This is a genomic window from Rhizobium leguminosarum bv. trifolii WSM2297 (assembly GCF_000271845.1).
Genome location: NZ_JH719395.1, coordinates 1,866,397 through 1,884,300 on the forward strand (window position 1 = coordinate 1,866,397; position 17,904 = coordinate 1,884,300).

General features: G+C 60.6%; 11 protein-coding genes and 1 pseudogene. 3 read left to right on the forward strand and 9 right to left on the reverse strand.

The window, feature by feature from the left end; translation table 11 throughout:
* Positions 1–28: 28 nt before the first annotated feature.
* From RLEG4DRAFT_RS24485 to RLEG4DRAFT_RS24515, 7 genes are all read right to left on the reverse strand, one after another.
* Complete coding sequence (locus RLEG4DRAFT_RS24485) at positions 29–3,184, reverse strand: efflux RND transporter permease subunit (protein WP_003580810.1); 3,156 nt, start codon at positions 3,182–3,184, stop codon at positions 29–31.
* On the reverse strand, positions 3,181–4,389 hold the full coding sequence (locus RLEG4DRAFT_RS24490) for an efflux RND transporter periplasmic adaptor subunit (RefSeq protein WP_003580812.1): 1,209 nt from the start codon (positions 4,387–4,389) through the stop codon (positions 3,181–3,183). The genes RLEG4DRAFT_RS24485 and RLEG4DRAFT_RS24490 overlap by 4 nt, the downstream gene beginning before the upstream one ends.
* 267 nt (positions 4,390–4,656) lie before the next feature.
* On the reverse strand, positions 4,657–5,565 hold the full coding sequence (locus RLEG4DRAFT_RS24495) for an adenylate/guanylate cyclase domain-containing protein (RefSeq protein ID WP_003580813.1): 909 nt from the start codon (positions 5,563–5,565) through the stop codon (positions 4,657–4,659).
* A gap of 166 nt (positions 5,566–5,731) precedes the next feature.
* Positions 5,732–7,282, reverse strand: coding sequence for a SpoVR family protein (locus RLEG4DRAFT_RS24500; RefSeq protein WP_003580814.1), 1,551 nt, complete (start codon positions 7,280–7,282; stop codon positions 5,732–5,734).
* Positions 7,279–8,553, reverse strand: coding sequence for a YeaH/YhbH family protein (locus RLEG4DRAFT_RS24505; protein ID WP_003580817.1), 1,275 nt, complete (start codon positions 8,551–8,553; stop codon positions 7,279–7,281). Before RLEG4DRAFT_RS24505 ends, RLEG4DRAFT_RS24500 begins: the two co-directional genes overlap by 4 nt.
* Positions 8,554–8,565: 12 nt before the next feature.
* Complete coding sequence (locus RLEG4DRAFT_RS24510; RefSeq protein ID WP_003580819.1) at positions 8,566–10,509, reverse strand: PrkA family serine protein kinase; 1,944 nt, start codon at positions 10,507–10,509, stop codon at positions 8,566–8,568.
* 406 nt (positions 10,510–10,915) lie between these two features.
* On the reverse strand, positions 10,916–11,392 hold the full coding sequence (locus RLEG4DRAFT_RS24515; RefSeq protein ID WP_003580820.1) for a VOC family protein: 477 nt from the start codon (positions 11,390–11,392) through the stop codon (positions 10,916–10,918).
* Between the two features lie 229 nt (positions 11,393–11,621).
* Here RLEG4DRAFT_RS24515 and RLEG4DRAFT_RS24520 point away from each other — a divergent pair, with 229 nt between their 5' ends.
* On the forward strand, positions 11,622–14,099 hold the full coding sequence (locus RLEG4DRAFT_RS24520) for an ATP-dependent helicase (RefSeq protein WP_003580822.1): 2,478 nt from the start codon (positions 11,622–11,624) through the stop codon (positions 14,097–14,099).
* 26 nt (positions 14,100–14,125) lie between these two features.
* On the opposite strand, the gene RLEG4DRAFT_RS24525 is transcribed toward RLEG4DRAFT_RS24520, so the two are convergent.
* Positions 14,126–14,473: a hypothetical protein gene (locus RLEG4DRAFT_RS24525; RefSeq protein ID WP_003580825.1), complete on the reverse strand. Its 348-nt coding sequence runs from the start codon at positions 14,471–14,473 to the stop codon at positions 14,126–14,128.
* A gap of 384 nt (positions 14,474–14,857) precedes the next feature.
* Here RLEG4DRAFT_RS24525 and RLEG4DRAFT_RS24530 point away from each other — a divergent pair, with 384 nt between their 5' ends.
* Both RLEG4DRAFT_RS24530 and pncA read left to right on the forward strand, forming a co-directional pair.
* Complete coding sequence (locus RLEG4DRAFT_RS24530; RefSeq protein WP_003580828.1) at positions 14,858–15,361, forward strand: EF-hand domain-containing protein; 504 nt, start codon at positions 14,858–14,860, stop codon at positions 15,359–15,361.
* 245 nt (positions 15,362–15,606) lie between these two features.
* Positions 15,607–16,233 carry a bifunctional nicotinamidase/pyrazinamidase gene (gene pncA / locus RLEG4DRAFT_RS24535; RefSeq protein WP_003580829.1) on the forward strand — a complete coding sequence of 209 codons (627 nt, stop codon included), beginning with the start codon at positions 15,607–15,609 and terminating at the stop codon, positions 16,231–16,233.
* Between the two features lie 15 nt (positions 16,234–16,248).
* Here pncA and RLEG4DRAFT_RS24540 read toward each other — a convergent pair.
* Positions 16,249–17,829: pseudogene (locus tag RLEG4DRAFT_RS24540) on the reverse strand (hypothetical protein).
* Positions 17,830–17,904 lie beyond the last annotated feature (75 nt).

Genomic DNA, 17,904 nt, shown 5'->3' on the forward strand with positions numbered 1-17,904 from the left:
GGCGACGTCTTCAGTTCGGATAAAAGGCCTATTCGGCGGCCTGCAACTGCTCCTCGTCGGGCACAGCGCGTGGCCGCGTCGCCACCGCCATCTCCTCGTGCAGCCGGGCTTCCTCATGGGCATGCGGCTTGCCGAAGCGGGCGAGCAGCAGATAGGCGACCGGCGTGATGAACAGCGTCACCAGCGTCGCGAAGCCGAGACCGCCGACGATCACCCAGCCGAGTGCCACGCGCGCTTCGGCGCCGGCGCCATGGGCAAAAACCAAGGGCACGCCACCGAGGATGGTGGCGATCATCGTCATCATCACAGGGCGGAGGCGCAACGCGCAGGCCTTTTCGATCGACGAGCGCACGTCCTCTCCCCGGTCGCGCAGCTGATTGGCGAATTCGACGATCAGAATGCCGTTCTTCGCCATGACGCCGACCAGAAGCACGAGGCCGATCTGGCTGTAGATATTGAGGCTGGAGCCGGTGATGACAAGGGCGAAGACGGCGCAGGCAAGACCAAGCGGCACCGTCGACATGATGATCAGCGAGGACAGCACGCTTTCGAACTGCGCCGCCAGCACCAGGAAGATGATGACGATGGCAAAACCGAAGGTCAGCGCCATGCCGCTTGAATTCTCTTCCAGCGTCGCGGCTTCCGCCAGCGGCAGCAGACGCGAGCCCGCCGGCAGCAGCGGTGCGGCAAGTTCCGTCACCTGTTTGACCGCGTCGCCGAGCGACATGCCGTTCTTCAGGCCGGCGGTGATTGCCACCGAGGCCAGCTGCTGCTCGCGGTTCAGCTGCGGCGCGACCGAACCTTCCTTCATCGAGGCAATGACCGACATCGGCACGATCTTGCCGTCGCCCGTCTTCAGGAACACGTTTTCGAGGTCTGTGGGGTCGTCGATCGGCCGCGTCGTTGAGGTCAGCAGCACCGGATAGGATTCACCGTCAACGAAGACGTCGACCACCGAGCGCCCTTCGAGCAGCGATTGGATCGCCGTTGAAAGCCCCGTGATGTCGATGCCGAGATCGGAAGCGCGCTCGCGGTCGATCGCCACCGACACCTGCGCCTGGCTGGGCTCGTTGGTCAGCCGCGGCGTATCGTATTGGCCGGTGGCGTCGAGCGCCTGGACCAGCTTGGCGGCTGCCGCCGTCAGCGCCTCGTGATCATTGCCGATCAGAGCCATCTGCACGCCGCTGCCGGCGCCGCGGATGCGCAGGCTGTTGGAGGAGATGGCGTTACCGCGCAGCGCCGGCACCCTCGCTGCCGCCTGATTGATGTCGCCGACGATCTCGGCTTGCGTCCTTTGGCGCTCTCCCCAGGGGGCGAGCGTCAGCACCATGAAGCCGCTGTTCAGCGAACCGCCCTGGCCGGAGATCGAGAAGACGTTGCGGATATCGCCGCTGGTCACCAGCGGCTGCAGATATTCTTCGACGAGTTGCATCTTGTCGCGGGTATATTCGAGGCTCGATCCCTGCGGCGTCGTCAGCCGCATCATCACCATCGACCGGTCCTCTTCGGGCGTCAGTTCGCTCTTGACGGTCGAAAACGCGATAACGGCTGCACCAGCAAAGATCACTGAAAACAGGATGACGACAAACGGCGCATTGAGACAGCCGTGCAGCGCCCATTTGTAGAGCCGGGCGAGCGCCCCGCCCAGACGGCCGAGCGCACCATGATCCTCGAGCATCGGCTTCGTCAGCATGCGCGAGGCAAGCATCGGGCAAAGCGTTAGCGCCACGATCGACGACAGGCCGACGGAGAAGGCGAGCACGAAGCCGAATTCACGGAACAGGCCGCCGACCTGTCCCGGCAGGAAGGAGAGCGGGATGAACACGGCCGCAAGCGTCGCGGTCGTCGCGACAACCGCGAAGAAAACCTCGCGCGTTCCAAGCACGGCGGCCGCCCGCGGCCCCATGCCTTCGGCGCGTCGCCGCACGATGTTTTCGAGCACCACGATCGCGTCGTCGACGACGAGGCCGGTCGCCAGCACGATCGCCAGCAGCGTCAGGATATTGATGGAGAAACCGACCATATAGATCGCCGCCAGCGTCCCGATCAGCGCCACCGGCATGCTGACCGCCGGGATCAACGTCGCCCGCCAGTCGCGCAGGAAGAGATAGATGACGGCGGTAACGATGATGGCGGCGAGCGCCAGCGCCAGAACCACCTCGTGGATCGCACCCTGGATGAAAACGGCGTCGTCGCTAGTGATCGCGATCGTCGTACCCTCGGGCAGCGTCTTCCACAATTGCTCGACGGCAGCCTTGATGCCGGTCGAGATATTCAGCGTGTTGGATTGCGCCTGGCGGATGATGCCGAGGCCGATGCCGGGCTTGCCGTTGGAGCGCAGCGCCGTTTCGCCGTCGCGCGGTCCGAGTGTCACCGTCGCGACGTCGCCCAGCCGGACGCGGTCCTGCAGCATGACGTTGGAAAAATCCGCCGGCGTCTGCAGGTTGGCGGTGGCGCGCACCACGATATCCTGCGTATTGCTCTTCAGCGATCCGGCCGGCACATCGAGCGCGGCATTGTCGAGCGCCTTCGTCAGGTCGCCGATGGTCAGCCCGCGGCTCGCCAGAGCGCCCTGGTCGACATCGACGCGGAAGACCTTCTCCTGGTCGCCATATTCCTCGACATCGGCGACGCCGTCGACGGAAGCGAGGCGATCGATCACCTCGTTTTCGACGAGCTGCGTCAGGTCGTCCATGTTGAGCTTGGTGGAGGTGACGGCAAGGCGCATGATCGCCGAGGAATCCGAATCCGCCTTGACGATCTGCGGCGCGTCCGCTTCATCGGGCAGGTTCTGGGTGATCCGGCCGATCGCGTCGCGCACGTCGTTGGCGGCGACCGCGAGATCGATCGCATCCGAGAATTCCAGCGTCACTCGGCTCAGGCCGAAGGAGGAGGTCGACGAGATCGATTTCAGCCCGCTGACGCGCGCGACCGCGCCCTCGATCACCTTGGTCAGTTCCTGATCGATCGTTTGCGGCGATGCACCGTCGAAGGTCGTGCGCACGGTGACGACGGGACGGTCGACATCCGGCAGTTCACGCACTTCGACGCCGACGTAAGCCGCAAGGCCGGCGACGACCATCAGCGTGTTGAACACCAACGCCAGGATTGGCCGGCGAACGAAAAGCGCGGTGAAACTCTGTTTTCCCGAGGCCCTATCCTGATGAATCTCGGTCACGCTCATCGGGTGACGGCCTCCCCATTCGAGGCCATTTCGGCGGAAACGCGCACCGCCCCGCCTTCACGCACGCGCTGCAGGCCCTGCGTCACGATCTTGTCACCGTCCTTGAGATCGGCTTTGACAAGCACGAAATCCGGGTTGCGCTGCACGACGCTGACCCGCACCTTGTGCGACTTGTCGTCGTTGACGAGCCAGACGAAGGAGCCTTGCGAATCCCACTGCACCGACTGCGGATCGACCGCCGGATATTTGTCGCCGGGAAATTTCATGCTGACGCTGAAGGACATGCCGGCGCGCAGTTCATCCGAACTGTTGTCGATCTTGGCGCGCAGGCGAAGCGTGCGGCTTGCCGCGTCGATGCGGTTGTCGACGGCCTCGACCATGCCTGAAAATACCTGTCCGGGCTTTGCCACCGACATCGCCTCGACCGGCTGGCCGACCGACACCGTATTTGCGAAGCGCTCCGGCACCCAGAAGTCGACGAGGATTTCCGAACGGTCGTCGAGCGTGACGATCGGGATGCTCGTCGTGACATTGTCGCCGATATTGACCGGTACGATGCCGACGATACCGTCGATCGGCGCAATAATGTTGCGCCGTGCGAGATTGAGTTCCGCGGCCTGCAGCTGTAGCCGCGCCCCCTGCTCGGCGATCTCGGAATCGAACACGTCCATGCGCGACACGCTGGACTTGATGTTGTGATAGAGATTGGATTTCTCGACGGCGGCCTTGACCGCTACATCAGCCTGACCGCGGGCGATCACCTGTTCTTCGCTGTCGAGCTTGGCGAGCACCTGGCCGGCCTTCACATTGTCGCCCGACTTGATGAGGATTTCACGGATCGTGCCCGATGCCTGTGCGGTCACAGCGACCGAACGGATCGCATCCCCGGTGCCGATGGCATTCAGCCGGTCGTTGACGACGCCCTGGACGACGGCCTGCGTTGCGACGAGAATGGCGCCGTTGCGCCCGCCGCCATTGCGGCGGTTCTGCCCCTGACCTTGTCCCTCGCCACGCTGCTGGCCCTGCGCCCGGGCGGGAGCGTCGGCATCCGCCGTCTCCGCCTTCGGCGCGATCTTGGAAACGATGCCGTCTGGAATACCCGCATCGCGCATCGTATCGCCGGCACCGGGCACAAAGAAAACCCACGCGGCAAAACCGGCAACAATGACGATGAGCGAAAGTATAAACTGCTTCCAAAAGGCCATGCACGTCTCCGGAGGGACTCGAGGTTGGACCAGGGTCGGTCGAAAGAGGCGCCGCGGGATCAAGATTCCCGTCTGATGCGACAATATCGCGCGTTTACAGCTTACCGGCAAGCATAAGCAGCCGGCATTACCGATTTGTAATATCAGCAAAGAATGGAAATAACCCGGCCGCTCACTTTTGCTTGAACAACCCCTCGCCGTGTCTTTGACACCGCCGATTGACAGGCGAGATGCCGTGAAAAACCTCTGCCGATGCGGGTTGAATCTCTATCGGCCCATTGACCATCGCAAGCCGATGACGGCTGCAATTCCCAGTATCGGCCAAACCGCCCAGAACTGCCCCGACCAGGTGAAGAGGTTGATGCCGACAATGCCGAGCGCCACGATCGCCAGCGAGGTAATCTTCCGGTTGAACCGGATCTGGTTGCGATTCCAGGTGAACGCCGCGAGGACGGCGAGCGCAAGCACCGGAAAGCGCGCCCAGAAAACGCCCTGCCATGATAAAAGATTGATGCCGATCAGCACCGCCGCGACGACGCCGAGCACAGCGAACAGTCTGCGTCTGCCAGGTAACGGGCCCGCATCGGCAATCTCAGCCACCGGCTGCGGCCGCGCGGGGCCCGGTCGTTGGGGAGGCGGCGTCTCGTCCTTGGCATCGCCGATCTTCACCGCGTAGCTCGGCACCCCTTCATCGACGTTCTTCACCATCAGCGGCCCGAGAAACTCAAAACCGACCGCGACCTTGTTGCGGACCTGGTCGTAGACGGTGCTTGAGATGACGATGCCGCCGGCTGAAGCCGAGGCCTGAAGCCGTGCGGCGATGTTGACGCCGTCGCCATAGATGTCGTCGTCTTCGACGATCACATCTCCGAGATTGATGCCGATGCGGAACAGCATGCGTCCGTCTTCCGGGCGGCGGGCGTTGAAACCGGCAAGTTCGTTCTGGGTATCGACGGCCGCGCGCACCGCCTCGACCACGCTTGGGAAATCGGCGATCAGCCCATCGCCCCAGGTGTTGATGACACGGCCGCCATGGCTTTCGATCAGGCGTCCCATCGCCTCCCGGCAGCGCTTCAGCGCCGCAAGCGTCCCCTCCTCGTCAGCCCCCATCAGCCGGGTATAATCCTGCACGTCAGCACAGAAGATCGTCGTCAGCTTGCGCCGCGTTTCACTCATGGTCTCTCGTCTCCGCGCTGTCCGCTCCCGGAAGGTCGCTGCAAACGTGGAATGTCGGTGAGTGATGAGCGATTGCAGCGGCGGTAAATTACTAAGCCTTTGTCGTCGTTACCATCGATAATTGCACGCTATCGATGGCAGCCGCGGCTTGGAGACATAGCGGGGATTATTGAACGATCTTGCGCGGGCTCGCTGTGTGCTCCCTCGCCACGGTGTTCGAACTATCGATTTCCTGAAGCGACACGTCGTAGCCCCAGAGATCGGCGAGATGCTGCAGGACAAGCCTGGTGTCGGCTTCCTGAAGATAGCTGCCGTTCATCATGATATGTTGCAGCAGCAGGCGGCGGTCACCGGCGAGATCGACGTCGACGATATCGATTGCCGGATCGGTCCAGCCGATATCGTATTCGCGGGAAAGCTGGCGGCGGATGCGCAGGTATCCGCGCTCATTGTGGATCGCCGAAACCAGAACCCCTTCCGTCTGTTCCGGATCATCGTAGAGATGGAACAGCCGGAACTGGCGGATCAGCTTCGGGCTGAGGAATTGGCTGATGAAACTCTCATCGCGGTAATTGGCCCAGATGTCGCGCAGCACGGCCATCGCATCGCCGCGTCCTGATATATCGGGGAACCATGCGCGGTCTTCCTCCGTCGGCTTCGTGACGATCCTCTCGATATCCTGCATCATCGCAAAACCGAGCGCATAGGGGTTGAAGCCCGAGAACCGCCGATCGTCATAGCTCGGCTGGAACACCACGTTGGAATGCGACTTCAAGAATTCGAGGAAGTTTCCGTCGCTGATCTGCCCCCGCTCGTGAAGCCGGTTCATGATCTGGTAATGAACGAAGGTCGCGGTTCCCTCGTTCATCACCTTGGTCTGCCGCTGGGGATGGAAATATTGGGCGACATGGCGGACGATGCGAAGGATCTCGCGCTGCCATGGCTGCAGCCGCGGCGCGGTTTTCTCAAGAAAATAAAGGATGTTGTCCTGCGGAAGGCCGAGCGCGGCGCGGCGCTTTTCCAGGCCGCCGTCGCTCGCCTTTTTGGCCTTGCCGACGGGAACGGTGCGCCACAGATCGTTGAACATCTGCTCCTCGTGGGCACGGCGCTCCTGCTGCCGCTTCTCCTCCTGGCGAAGGTCGATGGTGGTCTTGCCCGCATAGCGATGCACCCCGTGCGACATCAGCGCATGCGCCGCATCGAGCGTCCGCTCGACGGCGGTCTCGCCATAACGCTCTTCGCAGCGAGTGATATAACCCTTGGCGAAATCGAGGTAATCGAGGATTCCTTCTGCGTCGGTCCAGAGCTTGAAGAGATAATTGTTCTTGAAGAAGTGGTTGTGGCCGAAGGCCGCGTGCGCGGTGACGAGCGTTTGCATCGTCGCCGTATTCTCCTCCATCAGATAGGAGATGCAGGGAGAGCTGTTGATGACGATCTCATAGGCGAGGTCGCGCATGCCGCGGCGGTAGAAGGCTTCGTGATGCGCGAAGTGCTTGCCGAAAGACCAATGGCGGTAAAACAGCGGCATGCCGGTCGACGAATAGGCATCCAGCATCTGCTCCGAAGTGATGACTTCGATCTGGTTCGGATAGACGTCGAGGCCGAGTTCGCCGAGCGCGATTTCCTCGCAGGCGTCGTGGATGCGCTGCAGCGTTGAAAAGTCCCAGTCGGCCCCCTCGAACAACAGCCGCTCTTTTGGCCTCACCGTCATCGTCATGGCGTCACCCTCGATTGTGCGTCACGCTTCTGGAAGAGATCGTGGAAAACAGGAAATATTTCGCTTCGCCGGCAGACCTTGCGCATCGAAAGCGGCAGCAGCTCGGAGCGAATGCCGTCATAGAGCATCCAGAGCGGCGAACGCGATACCGACGAGTCGCCGCCCTCTTCGCCGACTTCGATATAGGCGAAATACTGGCAGAGCGGCAAAATCTCGCGCAGCAGCGATCCGCTCAGGTTTCCGTCCGAATGGGCGTTGTCGCCGTCCGAGGCCTGGGCACCGTAGATGTTCCACTCTGCCGGATCGAAACGCGCCGCGATGATCCCGCGCATCGCCGCAAGGGCGCTGGAGACCAGCGTGCCGCCGGTCGCCGGACCGTAGAAGAAGGTTTCCTCGTCGACTTCCTCGGCCTTGTCGGTATGGCGGATGAAGACGATCTCCACTTTCTTGTAGCGCTTCGACAGGAAAAGATAGAGCAGCAGGTAGAACCGCTTCGCGAGATCCTTCATGTGTTCCGACATCGAGCCGGAGACGTCCATCAGGCAGAACATCACGGCTTTGGCCACAGGTTTCGGCTCGTTTTCGAAACGGCGGTACCGCACGTCGAGCGGATCGATATAGGGAATGCGCCGGCTTTTTTCCGTCAGGGCTTTGAGTTTCGCCTCGAGCGCCAGGCGGCTCTCGCCGTCCTCGCACTCGTCGATCTGCCGCTGCAGGGCCTCGATCTCTTCGCGGCGCGGACGGTGAAGGGCGACGCGGCGCATCATCGCCAGCCGCGTCGTGCGACCGACGGCGATGTTGGATGGCGATCCGGACACGGAATAGCCGGCCCGGTACGGAGTTTCCTCTTCGGTTTCGGCTAGACGCCGTTTGGCAAGGTCTGGGAGTTCCAGGTCGTCGAGAAATACATCCAGGAACTCTTCCCGGGTCAACACGAAACGGAAACCGTCCTCACCATCGCCTTCGCCCGCATCTTTTGGTTTCCCACCGTTCCTGCCCGGCGGCCGCGGAATGATATCGCCTTCGACGAAGGCCCTGTTTCCGGGCAGGATGTGATCGGCGGTGCCGCCCTCGCCTTTGCGAAGGCTCGGCTCGGCCATTCCGTCGATCGGCAGGCTGATCTCACCGCCGTCGAGCACATCGCGAATGTTTCGGTTTTGCAGAGACCGTTTTACCGCCTGCTGCACGGCGCCTTTCATGCGCCGAAGAAACCGTTGCCGATTTTCCAGACTTTTACCGCGCGGATTTAGCCGACGGTCGACAATGTGCATATTGGCTCCACATTAACTTGCCTGTTTGACGCGCATGTACCATTCGACGAGGCGCCGAACCTGCCTCTCCGTGTAACCCCGCGCGGCCATGCGCGAGACGAATTCGCTGTGCTTCTTTTCTGTTTCCGAATCCTTCTTCGAGCCGAAGGAAATCACCGGCAAAAGATCCTCGACCTGCGAGAACATACGTTTCTCGATCACTTCCCGGATCTTCTCGTAGCTCGTCCATGACGGATTTTTTCCGCCGTTTGCTGCCCGCGACCTCAACGAGAACTTGACGATTTCGTTGCGGAAATCCTTCGGATTGGCAATTCCCGCCGGCTTTTCGATTTTCGTCAGTTCCTGATTGAGGAGCTCGCGGTCGAGAAGCTGGCCGGTATCGGGATCCTTGAAGTCCACGTCTTCGATCCAGGCATCGGCATAGTCTACGTAGCGGTCGAACAGGTTCTGTCCGTAGTCCGCATAGGATTCAAGATAAGCCTTCTGAATCTCATTGCCAATGAACTCTGCGTAACGCGGCGCAAGATCGGCCTTGATGAATTCCAGATATCGCTTCTCGACATCGTCGGTGAACTGCTCGCGGCGGATCGCCTGCTCCAGCACATACATCAGATGGACGGGATCGGCGCCGATATCCGTGGTGTCGTGGTTGAAGGTGGAGGCGAGCACCTTGAAGGCGAAGCGGGTCGATATGCCGTCCATGCCCTCATCGATGCCGGCGGCATCCCGGTATTCCTGAACGCTGCGGGCGCGCGGATCGGATTCTTTCAGGCTCTCGCCGTCATAGGTGCGCATCTTCGAGAAGAACGTCGAATTCTCGTGCTTGCGCAGGCGTGAAAGCACTGAAAAGCGAGCCAGCATTTCGAGCGTTGCCGGGGCGCACGGCGTATCGGCGAGTTCCGATCCCTCGATCAGCTTCTCGTAGATCTTCTGCTCTTCCGTCACCCGGAGGCAATAGGGCACCTTGATCACGCAGATACGGTCGATGAAGGCCTCGTTGTTCTTGTTGGCCTTGAAGGTCTGCCATTCCGCCTCGTTCGAATGCGCAAGCACGATGCCTGAAAAGGGTATGGCGCCGATATTCTCGGAGCCAATATAGTTCCCCTCCTGCGTCGCCGTCAGCAGCGGATGCAGCATCTTGATCGGGGCCTTGAACATCTCGACGAATTCAAGCACGCCCTGATTGGCGCGGTTGAGCCCGCCCGAATAGCTGTAGGCGTCCGGATCGTTTTGGGAGTAGGTCTCCAGCTTGCGGATGTCGACCTTGCCGACCAGCGACGAAATATCCTGATTGTTCTCGTCTCCGGGTTCGGTCTTGGCGATGGCAATCTGGCGCAACCGCGAAGGTTGAACTCTGACGACACGGAAGCGGGAAATGTCGCCGCCGAAGTCGTCGAGCCGCTTCAGGCACCAGGGGCTCATCAGCCCGTTCAGGCGCCGCAGCGGGATGCCGTATTGCTCCTGGAGCAGCGACCCCATCGTCTCCGGATCGAAGAGGTTGAGCGGGCTTTCGAAAACGGGGCTGATCTCGTCGCCCGCCTTCAGCACGTAGATCGGATGAACCTCCATCAGCAGCTTCAGCCGCTCCGCCAAGGACGACTTGCCGCCGCCGACCGGGCCGAGCAGGTAGAGGATTTGCTTGCGCTCTTCGAGCCCCTGCGCCGCGTGCCGGAAGAAGGAAACGATGCGTTCGATTGTCTCTTCCATGCCGTGAAAGCCGGCAAAGGCCGGATAGATCCGGATGGTCCTGTTCATGAAAATCCGGCCGAGCCGCGCATCCCTGGCGGTGTCGACCATCTGCGGCTCACCGATTGCGGCGAGCAGGCGCTCGGTCGCATTGGCATAGGCGATCGGGTCCTTTTTACAGAGATCGAGATACTCGGCGACCGACATATCGGTTTCGCGGCGCGCTTCGTAACTGCGCGTAAACGCATCGAATACGGATTCGTTCAGCATGGGCCCTCCAGTAAGGTTATGCCGCAGGCTCAAAGTCGTATAACCATCGAGATGGCTACGACGTTCCTAAGAATCAATAATTTCGTAGGTATATTCGACGCTCACCGGCTGTTTCTTGCAACGCACAAAAACGTGCATGCACCGGTTATTTTTACTCTACGAAACTGTTTCTCATTATAGTTGAAAAAAGCACCCGTGCGGTATCAGCACATTTCGCGACGTGACAGAAATATGAAAAGGGTGTGCAATGTCGCCCGTGATTCGAATTTTCGAAAAATCGACGATTGGCAGCCAAATCTGTGCAGAGTCGATGCGGGACAGTACGTGCCGGTCCGCACCTGACTGATGGAAACGGCCGCATCGCGGCCGTAAGCCAGTCGTTCGAATCGTTAGCCGCCGGCGCGATTCAGCCGTTGAATGCCTTCTCCAACGCGGCGACATCGATCTTGACCATGCCGAGCATCACCTCGGTCACGCGCTTGGCCCGCTCGTAGTTGTCGTCTGCGATCATTTCGGAAAGAATACGCGGCACGATCTGCCAGGAAAGACCCCAGCGGTCCTTCAGCCAGCCGCAGGCCTCCGGCATGCCGCCATTGGCGAGAAAGGCATCCCAGACCCGATCGATCTCGGCCTGGCTCTCCAGCAGAATCGCGATCGAAAAGGAATGGTTGAAGCTGTCGAGCGGGCCGGCCTTCATCGCCAGAAAGGCCTGATCGCCGAGCGTGAACTCGATCAGCTCGACACTGCCGGGAGGCCCGCTCGGCGTTTCCGCCGGCAGGATGGTGGTGCGGCCGATCCTGGAGTCCGGGATGACAGATACGTAGAATTCGACGGCTTCGCGCGCTTCCTCGGCGAACCAGAGATTTGAAACGACCTTCGCCATGATACAGCCTCCTTGTTGACGATTGATCCGGACCACGGTCCGATGATCCAAGGACGCCCCGCCGGCGTGGGTTCCGACAGAGTGCAGCTGAAATTTTTGCATTGTGTCGCCGCTGCCGTATCCAGCGGCCCGGCCGCCATGCGCAAACCCCTTGGGATACCGGCGGCTTGGGAATGAAAGCAGAACATCTTTTCTGGTCTTTCCCTCCCGAATCACTACATTACGCGCCATGAGCAATAGTTTCGACGATATCCCCTTCTTCGACGAAGAGCCGGGCGAGATGGCGCGCAAGCCGCAGCCGCCTGCCGCGCCCGCCGGAAGGCCCCCCGCCACTGGCGGCATTGCCGCCCGCGCCATGGCGGCCCGCGACGGCGGCAGCCGGCCGAATTATCTCGCCGGACTGAACCCCGAGCAGACCGAAGCCGTCGAAACCCTGGAAGGCCCGGTCCTCGTGCTTGCCGGCGCCGGCACCGGCAAGACGCGCGTGCTGACAACCCGCATTGCCCATATCCTCAATACCGGCCGCGCCTTCCCTTCGCAGATCCTCGCCGTCACCTTCACCAACAAGGCCGCCCGCGAGATGAAAGAGCGCATCGCGCTGCTGGTCGGCGGCGCCGTCGAAGGCATGCCCTGGCTCGGCACCTTCCACTCGATCGGCGTCAAACTTCTGCGCCGCCACGGCGAGCTCGTCGGCCTGCGCTCCGATTTCACCATTCTCGATACCGATGACGTCGTCCGCCTGATCAAGCAATTGATCCAGGCCGAAGGTCTCGACGACAAGCGCTGGCCGGCCAAACAGTTCGCCGGCATGATCGACACCTGGAAGAACAAGGGTCTCGGCCCCGCCGATATCCCCGAGGGTGACGCCCGCGCCTTTGCCAATGGCCGCGGCCGCGATCTCTATTTCGCCTATCAGGCGCGCCTGACGACGCTGAACGCCTGCGATTTCGGCGACCTCCTGATGCATCCGATCGCGATCTTCCGCAAGAACCCGGATCTCCTGAAGGAATATCACGGCCGCTTCCGTTACATCCTCGTCGACGAGTACCAGGACACCAACACCGCCCAATATATGTGGCTCCGCCTCCTCGCCCAGCGCGCCAGGGGCGAACCGCAGAACGTCTGCTGCGTCGGCGACGACGATCAGTCGATTTATGGCTGGCGCGGCGCCGAGGTCGACAACATCCTGCGCTTCGAAAAGGATTTCCCCGGCGCCAAGGTCATCAAGCTCGAGCGCAACTACCGTTCGACCGAACATATCCTCGGGGCCGCCGCCCATCTGATCGCCCATAATGAAGGCCGCTTGGGCAAGACGCTGTTCACCGACCGCTCCGATCCGGACGATGTCAAGGTGCAGGTCCACGCCTCCTGGGATTCGGAGGAGGAAGCCCGTGCCATCGGCGAGGAGATCGAGCAGCTTCAGCGCGGCAAGCATCTTTTGAACGACATGGCGATCCTCGTGCGCGCCTCCTTCCAGATGCGCGAATTCGAAGACCGCTTCGTCACCCTCGGCCTCAACTACCGCGTCATCGGCGGCCCGCGCTTTTATGAGCGCCTCGAAATCCGCGATGCCATGGCCTATTTCCGCCTGGTCGCTCAAGCCTCCGACGACCTCGCCTTCGAGCGCATCATCAACACCCCGAAGCGCGGCCTCGGCGACACGACGGTGCGCGCGTTGCACGACTATGCCCGCGCCCGCGATATCCCGATGCTTGCGGCCGCCGCCGACATCATCGAGACCGACGAGCTGAAGCCGAAGGCGCGCAAAGCCCTCTTCGACGTGATTCAATCTTTCCGCCGGTGGCAGGAACTGCTTGAAAACACACCGCATACAGAACTTGCCGAGCAGATCCTCGAAGAGTCCGGCTATACCGATATGTGGAAGAACGACAAGAGCGCCGAAGCCCCCGGCCGCCTGGAAAACCTCAAGGAACTGATCCGCTCGATGGAAAGCTTCGAGTCGATGCGCGGCTTTCTCGAGCACGTCTCGCTTGTGATGGATGCAGAGACCAACGAGAACCTCGACGCCGTCTCGATCATGACCCTGCACTCGGCCAAGGGCCTTGAGTTCGACACCGTCTTCCTGCCCGGCTGGGAGGAAGGCCTCTTTCCCCACCAGCGCTCGCTGGATGAAAGCGGCCGCGCCGGTCTGGAGGAGGAACGCCGCCTCGCCTATGTCGGCATTACCCGCGCCAAGCACCGCTGCCACATCTGGTTCGTCTCCAACCGCCGCATCCATGGCCTCTGGCAATCGACCCTGCCTTCACGTTTCCTCGACGAGCTGCCGGAAACCCATGTCGAGGTCGCCGAAATGGAACAGAGCTACGGCGGTTACGGCCGCGGCGGCTACGGCCAGTCCCGTTTCGACAAGGCCGAACCCTTCGCCAATTCCTATTCCACGCCCGGCTGGAAACGCGCCCAGGCCAACAAGACCGACGCCACCCGCGACAATTGGGGCAGCCGCTCCGGCCACGCCGTCGAACGCATCGGTTATGGCGAAAGCGGCCCGAAGGGACGGACGATCGAAGGCGAGCTGGTGGCGAAATCGACGTCCTCGGAACCGTCAAAGTTCACCCTCGGGGACCGGGTATTCCACATGAAATTCGGCAACGGCAACATCACCGGCATCGAAGGCAACAAGCTGACGATCGAGTTCGACCGCGCCGGGCAGAAGCGGGTCCTGGACGGGTTCGTCGAGCGCGTGTGACGTCCGTCAGCACGGCGCGAAAACGCTCACCCGAGCATCCGCATCCTGCCAAGACCCAGGATGTCGTTGACGAGCGCGATGCCTATGCCCGCGGCGACGATTCCCAATCCGATCAGAAAGAGCCGGCGCGACCGATCGTATTTGACGGCAAGCAGCGAGTCCCGCGCCAGGAGATCGGCAAAGACCTTCACCTGAATGGCTATGCCGATGGTCAGGAACAACATCGGCGGGATATCGATGCTGCTCCAGTCATTGGGATTGGAAACCCAGACACTGATGAAATTAAGCGAAAAGCCGAGGATGATCCCGGCCGCCGTCAGCGATCCGTTGCGGAACGTCGCATCGATCTTCTCGTTCGGCTCTGCCTCGGACATGGTTTCGCTTCCGGCTTGCTTCTGAGCAAGAAAGGCAGAAATCGCTGCCGTGAGCAAGATCGGCCGAGGGCATGACGCCGAAAAGTGAAGCGGTTTTCGGGCGACATCATTCTCTAACTCCAGTTCTAGCATCGCGCTTCCGGCACGGCGAACGAAATGCGCAAAGCCGCGGCGACGCGTTCTGATGTGATCGCCGGCGCAGAACTCCGTTAGGCCGAACCCATAAAACTGTAAAAATACAATAATTCCAACACGATACCTTTGGTAAGCGAAAAATTAACGTGTCAAAACGTCGCTTTGACGCTTTGCGCAAATCAGCTTAGCGGGGAATCTGCCCGTCCATGAAAGATGGGCTTCACGACGAACTTTTCGAAGGAGGTTCAAGTGACGAGTGTTTCATCTCTCGGCAGCACATTATCCCAGTACCAGTCTCCGCTCTCCAGCCTCGACAAGAATGGCGACGGCGTCATTTCGGCGGACGAGCTCGCCGCCGCATCGCAGTCCTCATCATCCGGCACGACTGCGACCGCCACCGACAGCGGCGACAGCAGCGCCGATATCGTCAAGAAGATCACCGCCGACATCCTGTCGCTGATGCTGTCCCTGCAGAAGACCGACGGCAGCAACGATCAGAACGACGGCGGCGATCAGAGCGACGACGCCTCCAAGGGCGTCTTTGCCGCGATGGATAGCAATGGCGACGGCAAGTTGAGCGAGGCAGAATTCCTCGCCGCCGATCCGAGTAAGATCAGCACTTCAGGCGACAGCGATCCTCTCCTCACCAAAGTGCTGAGCGACATGCAGACGGCCCTCCAAGCCCATCGCAATACCTACGGCGCATCTCCCGTGGCAGATGATTCCGCAGCCGACGACGCGACCGCGGCATAGTTCGGCAAGGGGCTCCGCCGGGGGAGCCTCGATCCACCAGACGCAGAAGCGTCTTCCGCCTTTCCTCCATTTCGACACGAGAGCAGCCGGCTCTCGCATTGATTGCATTAGCGTATTCTTTTTCAGCCAGCCACTACCGCTAGTACCAGAATTAACACTTGCGCGTCGGCGCTCGGAAATCCACTAGTTGATGCGTTCAATATGCTTGGCGTCTTACACTGGAATAAGCGAAGGGATTGGCCTTGATGAAAGCGCTGCTGCTCGTCGACATTCAGAATGGCTTCTGTCCGGGCGGCAATCTGCCGGTAGCGGATGGCGACAAGGTGGTTCCCGTCGCAAACAGCCTGATCGACAGCGGTAAATACGATCTGATCGTCGCCTCGCAGGATTGGCATCCGCCGGGCCATGGCAGTTTCGCTTCCGCCCATCCGGGTGCCGCGCCTTTCGAGATGGGCGAACTGTCGGGCAAGCCGCAGATGATGTGGCCCGACCACTGCATTCAGGGCACGCTCGATGCCGAACTGCATCCCGCGCTGAAATCCGAAGAGATCGACCTGATCCAGCAGAAGGGCGAGGATCCCGATATCGACAGCTATTCGGCCTTCCGCGACAACGACCGCGATGCCTCGACCGGCCTTGCCGATTTCCTCGAGGGCCAGGGTGTCACCGATCTCGACGTCTGCGGGCTGGCGACCGACTATTGCGTCAAGTTCTCCGCGCTCGACGCGCTGGAGATGATCCCCGGTGTCCGCGTCCGCTTCATCGAGGATGCAAGCCGCGGCATCACCCCCGAAGGCGTCGCCGCCGCCATCGAGGAAATGCGGGCGCGAGGCATCGCTGTGATCGAAAGCGTCGACGTGTTGCGCGAATAAGCTGCCGGCAGCCCCTTATTTCAGAACGTAGACGTCATAAGTCTCATCGCTTCCGGCAACCGCTCCCAAACGCTTGACGAGGTTTGTCGCGCTCTGGAAGGCAGAAATGTCTTCCGGCGTTAGGGACAGTCGCCAGACGTAGCTTTTCACGCAGGGAGACGGGCGCGGCTATCTGATCAAGCCGCTGTGAAAGAAGAATGACGACAGGCACATGCTCGCTCTGCTGCAATCGATGCGCCGTTTGCAGAATATCGGCAAGGCTGAGCGAAAGCCGAGCGTTCCTTGTATATCGCACGATGGCGCCGAACCGCTCCTCCCGCAGCAGGTAAGTGCGATTGGAGACGTAATAGGGCAAGGCCTCCACGAGATAGTCTGGATCCGCCATGATGATCGCGTCCTTGAGATCAGGACGCGATTGAATGAACGCACCTAGATCCTTGCTGCGGCTCAGGGGTATTTCGGCTACGAATGCCAGATTGACCCTTTCGATACCGGACACGACCTGCAGCGCCAGCAATATCAGGAAGCAAAAACGCCCGAACTTTACGGGGCCGCCGACAGCCTCGATGCCAGGAACGCCCGCCCCGCGCCGTGTCAATGCCGTGATCGCGATCAGGAAAACCAGCCAGAGCACCTGATGTCTGTATCCGCCGGGATAGACAAGCGTAAAAAGCAACGAAAGCCCGAAGAGAACCATTGCCGCTGCGATCATCGCCGGTCGCCGGTTCGCCAGCGCCAACAGGCTGCCGAAGATGAGCACGGATATCAACGCTGAAAAAATACGTGAAGCCAACGGCGACGCAACGATCAATTCGATGACGCTGTAAGGATAGAACCCCATAAAATGCGAGCTAGGCAGGACGAGAGCACGAATGACGAGTAAAGCGAAATTCTCGCCGCTGAGATCGTTCTGCCCCGTATCATTGAATGTCGGATAGACCGTTATCACACAGAGAACAACTCCAACCGCTGCAATGGCGGCGGCTGTAACGAAGCCCCGATATGCCGTCAGGGGAGACCTGGTCGCGTCAGAACCAAATCGAAAAACCAAAAAGCGAGAAAGCCGCCCACGAGGACGACCGAATGGACGTTGGTATTTGCCAGCAAGGCAAACAACAGGCCGAGCAATATGCCGTTGCGTGCTCCTTTCTCCCAACTCAGGACAATGAGGAAAATGATCAGCATGCTGATGCCGTAGTTTCGCGACATCGCGGCATAATCGAAAATCGAAAAGCTGCTGAACAATGACAGCAGCATAATGGACAGCGGCAGTTTCAGCCTGAAAACAAGAAGATAGGCCGAAGCCGCTGCGATCGTCAGCGCGACGATCTTCAGGACCACAGGCGAGCCGACCACGATATAGGCGGCGCGCAGCAGAATATACCAGAGAGCGGGATGACCCTCGCCATGCATCAGGCGAAGCATATCGATGAAATTGTCGCCCTGAAGAGCGAGCGACAGCGCGCGAACCTCGTCGCGCCAGACGATTTCAGACCAGCAAAGTGCAGCCGCCAGGGCAAGCCAGATGATGAAGATCAACGACTTGCCGAGCGCGGTCGATCGAGCTTCATCGACATCAGAGACAATCACGGCCAAATGACACTCAACCCAGTAAACGAAAGTGTCGCGACAATATCGGCGAGGACATAATTTGACGTTAAGTCAATCGTG

What these genes read in the sequence shown, in the direction of transcription:
- RLEG4DRAFT_RS24500 (WP_003580814.1), bottom strand. Translation starts at nt 7,282, where the DNA reads ATGACGATGACGGTGAGGCCAAAAGAGCGGCTGTTGTTCGAGGGGGCC.
- pncA (WP_003580829.1), top strand. Translation starts at nt 15,607, where the DNA reads ATGAAAGCGCTGCTGCTCGTCGACATTCAGAATGGCTTCTGTCCGGGC.
- RLEG4DRAFT_RS24505 (WP_003580817.1), bottom strand. Translation starts at nt 8,553, where the DNA reads ATGCACATTGTCGACCGTCGGCTAAATCCGCGCGGTAAAAGTCTGGAA.
- RLEG4DRAFT_RS24520 (WP_003580822.1), top strand. Translation starts at nt 11,622, where the DNA reads ATGAGCAATAGTTTCGACGATATCCCCTTCTTCGACGAAGAGCCGGGC.
- RLEG4DRAFT_RS24515 (WP_003580820.1), bottom strand. Translation starts at nt 11,392, where the DNA reads ATGGCGAAGGTCGTTTCAAATCTCTGGTTCGCCGAGGAAGCGCGCGAA.
- RLEG4DRAFT_RS24490 (WP_003580812.1), bottom strand. Translation starts at nt 4,389, where the DNA reads ATGGCCTTTTGGAAGCAGTTTATACTTTCGCTCATCGTCATTGTTGCC.
- RLEG4DRAFT_RS24525 (WP_003580825.1), bottom strand. Translation starts at nt 14,473, where the DNA reads ATGTCCGAGGCAGAGCCGAACGAGAAGATCGATGCGACGTTCCGCAAC.
- RLEG4DRAFT_RS24485 (WP_003580810.1), bottom strand. Translation starts at nt 3,184, where the DNA reads ATGAGCGTGACCGAGATTCATCAGGATAGGGCCTCGGGAAAACAGAGT.
- RLEG4DRAFT_RS24495 (WP_003580813.1), bottom strand. Translation starts at nt 5,565, where the DNA reads ATGAGTGAAACGCGGCGCAAGCTGACGACGATCTTCTGTGCTGACGTG.
- RLEG4DRAFT_RS24510 (WP_003580819.1), bottom strand. Translation starts at nt 10,509, where the DNA reads ATGCTGAACGAATCCGTATTCGATGCGTTTACGCGCAGTTACGAAGCG.